General features: G+C 70.0%; 2 protein-coding genes and 1 pseudogene. All 3 read left to right on the top strand.

Annotated features, from left to right (window positions below; translation table 11 throughout):
* Positions 1-662: pseudogene (locus ACWDR3_RS47430) on the top strand (hypothetical protein); the annotation flags it as partial.
* Positions 663-916: 254 nt separating this feature from the next.
* Positions 917-2,449 (top strand): N,N-dimethylformamidase beta subunit family domain-containing protein, encoded by a 1,533-nt coding sequence (locus ACWDR3_RS47425; protein WP_450358897.1) that lies wholly within the window; start codon positions 917-919, stop codon positions 2,447-2,449.
* A gap of 85 nt (positions 2,450-2,534) precedes the next feature.
* On the top strand, positions 2,535-3,434 hold the full coding sequence (locus tag ACWDR3_RS47420; RefSeq protein WP_450358896.1) for a phosphoribosylaminoimidazolesuccinocarboxamide synthase: 900 nt from the start codon (positions 2,535-2,537) through the stop codon (positions 3,432-3,434).
* Positions 3,435-3,555 lie beyond the last annotated feature (121 nt).

Here is a 3,555-nt window from a genome sequence, read left to right as displayed (position 1 = left end):
AATTTTTTAATATATTTTTTTTTATTACTTTTTTTATTTTTGGGTTTTTGTTTTTTAGTGGTGTGTTTTTCCTTTCGCCACAACACCCCCCCCCCCCCCTCCCCCCGATCGCCGAAGGCGCCGCCGGCCCCCCTCCCAACCCCCAAGCCGCCGACGGCGATTCAGCCCCACAGGGGCCACCCGCACCCGACGACGAAATCTGCACGGGTGGTGCGGGTGGGAACGAAAAAGCCGATGGCGAAGCCGAGGCGGACGAGCCGCCGATCAACGAACGCGCCGCCACCCTCGCCGCAGCCCTCACCACCGAGCTGGCCCGAGAGGGCACCCGCACCGCCAACACCGCCACCAACCCGACCCGCCCCGACACCCCCCTCTGGGTCGACGCCACGTTCCCCCTCTTCCCGCTCCAACCCCCGCGCACAGCAAGAGAGTTGCTCACCGACCACGTCACAGCGATGGTCTGCTGCGCGGCTATGGATACAGCGGGCGCAACCCCAGGCCTGGACTGGCTCGACGGCCCCACCCTCTTGGTCAACGGCGAACGCGCCACCGACCTGACGCCCCGAGTCCTCAGCCTCGTAGAAGAAGGCGACCGGGCCCCGTTGCACGCCTGGCTGATCGCATCCGGCATACGCCCCGAAAAGCCAGTCAGGCTCGTCTGATTCCCACCCCCACCTCAGACCAGCCCCCAGCCCCAGCCCTCAGCCCCAACCCCCGCCAAACCATGCGGAGCCCCCCGTTCCACTTTCGGCCAATTCGCAACGAGGTGTGACCGCATGGGTGCGTAATGTGATGTGCTGGGACCGATCGCGCACATGGCAACCGCATACGCCACCCAACGGCCACCGAGGCCCACCCACAGCGGCCACCACCGGCCACCCACGGCGGAGCAGACGCGCGAGGGAGGGGACCGACCATGGCACCGGAGCAGATCCGTCGCTGGGAGTCCGGCGCCCTGGCGCACGCCGTCAGTGACCCCTTCGGCCAGGGCCCCGTCCCCTGGCTGCGCGGCGCGGAGACGTACTTCGACGACACCGGCCAGGTGGTCCCCTGGTACGTCGACCCACCCGTACCCCCGGACCACGCCTCCCACGACTCCACCCGCAACGCCACCCCAAGGGTCCCCGGCCCCCGGGCCACCGCCTCCCCGCGAACCGCCGGAGGCCCCCGCTCGGCCGACGACGTGAGCCGCCAGATCAAGGGCTTCATCTCCACCGGCGCCGTCGCCCCCGGCGAGGCCGTCGACTTCCACGTCACGGTCGACCCGCCCCAGGAATTCGGCGTCGACATCTACCGCATCGGCCACTACGGCGGTGACGGCGCCGCGAAGATCACCACCAGCCCCCGCCTCTCGGGCATCGTCCAGCCCCCGCCGCTGACCGCGGACCGTACGGTCTCCTGCCACCACTGGTGGCTGTCCTGGCGGCTGCAGATCCCGAGCTACTGGAGCATCGGCGCGTACGTCGCCGTCCTGACCACCGCCGACGGCTACCGCTCGCACATCCCCTTCACCGTCCGCGACGACCACCCCGCCGACCTGCTGCTCCTCCTGCCCGACGTGACCTGGCAGGCGTACAACCTCTATCCGGAGGACGGACGCACGGGCGCGAGCCTGTACCACGCGTGGGACGACGACGGCCGGCTGCTCGGTGAGTCCGACGCCGCCACGACCGTCTCCTTCGACCGCCCGTACGCGGGCGCCGGACTCCCCCTCCACGTAGGCCACGCCTACGACTTCATCCGCTGGGCCGAGCGCTACGGCTACGACCTCGCCTACGCCGACGCCCGCGACCTGCACGCCGGCGAGGTGGACCCCACCCGGTACCGTGGCCTGGTCTTCCCGGGCCACGACGAGTACTGGTCGGCCAACATGCGCCGCACGGTGGAGACGGCCCGCGACCACGGCACGTCCCTCGTCTTCCTCTCCGCCAACACCATGTACTGGCAAGTGGAGTTGGGCCCGTCCCCGTCCGGCGTCCCCGACCGGCTGCTCACCTGTCGCAAGCGCAGGGGCCCCGGCCGGCCCGTCCTGTGGCGTGAAGTCGACCGCCCGGAGCAGCAGTTGGTCGGCATCCAGTACGCGGGCCGGGTCCCCGAGCCGCACCCCCTGATCGTCCGCAACGCCGACCACTGGCTGTGGGACGCGACCGGCGCGCACGAGGGCGACCAGATCGACGGCCTGGTCGCCGCCGAGGCCGACCGCTACTTCCCGCGCACCCCACTCCCCGAGCACGACGACCGCATCCTGCTCGCCCACTCCCCGTACGCCGACGCGGAAGGCGCCCTCCGCCACCAGGAGACGTCCCTCTACCGCGCCCCTTCCGGCGCCCTAGTCTTCGCGTCCGGGACGTTCGCGTGGACCCCGTCCCTGGACCGCCCCGGCCACGTGGACACCCGAGTCCAGCGAGCCACCGCGAACCTCCTGGACCGCATCTGCAAGCGCGACTGACCCCTGCCATCACCCCCCCCCGGTCCTGAGATGGCGCCCCATACGGGACAATCAAGCCAGTTGGACAGATCCACTGGAGGAACCCGTGTCCGGATTCGTAGAAAAGCCCGAGCCGCTGCAGGTTCCGGGCCTGACGCACCTCCACACCGGCAAGGTGCGGGAGCTGTACCAGAACGAGGCGGGCGAGCTCGTGATGGTCGCCAGCGACCGCATGTCCGCCTTCGACTGGGTGCTGCCGACCGAGATCCCCGACAAGGGCCGTGTCCTCACCCAGCTCTCGCTCTGGTGGTTCGACCAGCTCGCCGACCTGATCCCCAACCACGTCCTCGGCACCGAACTCCCGCCCGGCGCCCCCGCCGAGTGGGAGGGCCGCACCCTCATCTGCAAGTCCCTCCAGATGGTCCCGGTCGAGTGCGTGGCCCGCGGTTACCTCACCGGCTCCGGCCTGCTGGAGTACAACGAGTCCCGCACGGTCTGCGGCCTCGCCCTCCCCGAGGGCCTGGTCGACGGCAGCGAACTCCCCGCCCCGATCTTCACCCCGGCCACCAAGGCCGCCGTCGGCGAGCACGACGAGAACGTGTCGTACGAGGAGGTCGCCCGCCAGGTCGGCGCCGACACCGCCGCCCAGCTGCGCCAGGCGACCCTCGCGATCTACTCCCGTGCCCGTGACATCGCCCGCGAGCGGGGCATCATCCTCGCGGACACCAAGTTCGAGTTCGGCTTCGAGGGCGAGACCCTGGTCGTCGCCGACGAGGTCCTCACCCCGGACTCCTCCCGCTTCTGGCCGACCGAGGAGTGGCAGCCGGGCCGCGCGCAGCCGTCGTACGACAAGCAGTTCGTGCGCGACTGGCTGACCGGCCCCGAGTCGGGCTGGGACCGCAGGAGCGAGCAGCCCCCGCCGCCGCTGCCGCAGCACGTCGTGGACGCGACCCGCTCGAAGTACATCGAGGCGTACGAGCGTCTCACCGGCCTGAGCTGGAGCTAGCCCTCGCACTCGGCGCACTCGGCGCACGAAAAAGCCCCGGCGAAGGAGGTTGCAAGGTCCGCGCCGAATGGCTATGCAGGTGAGGAGGTGGTGCCATGCCGATCGTCTTCGTCCACGGTAT

Source organism: Streptomyces sp. NPDC001002 (genome assembly GCF_053599215.1).
This window is presented reverse-complemented; position numbering and strand designations above follow the sequence as displayed.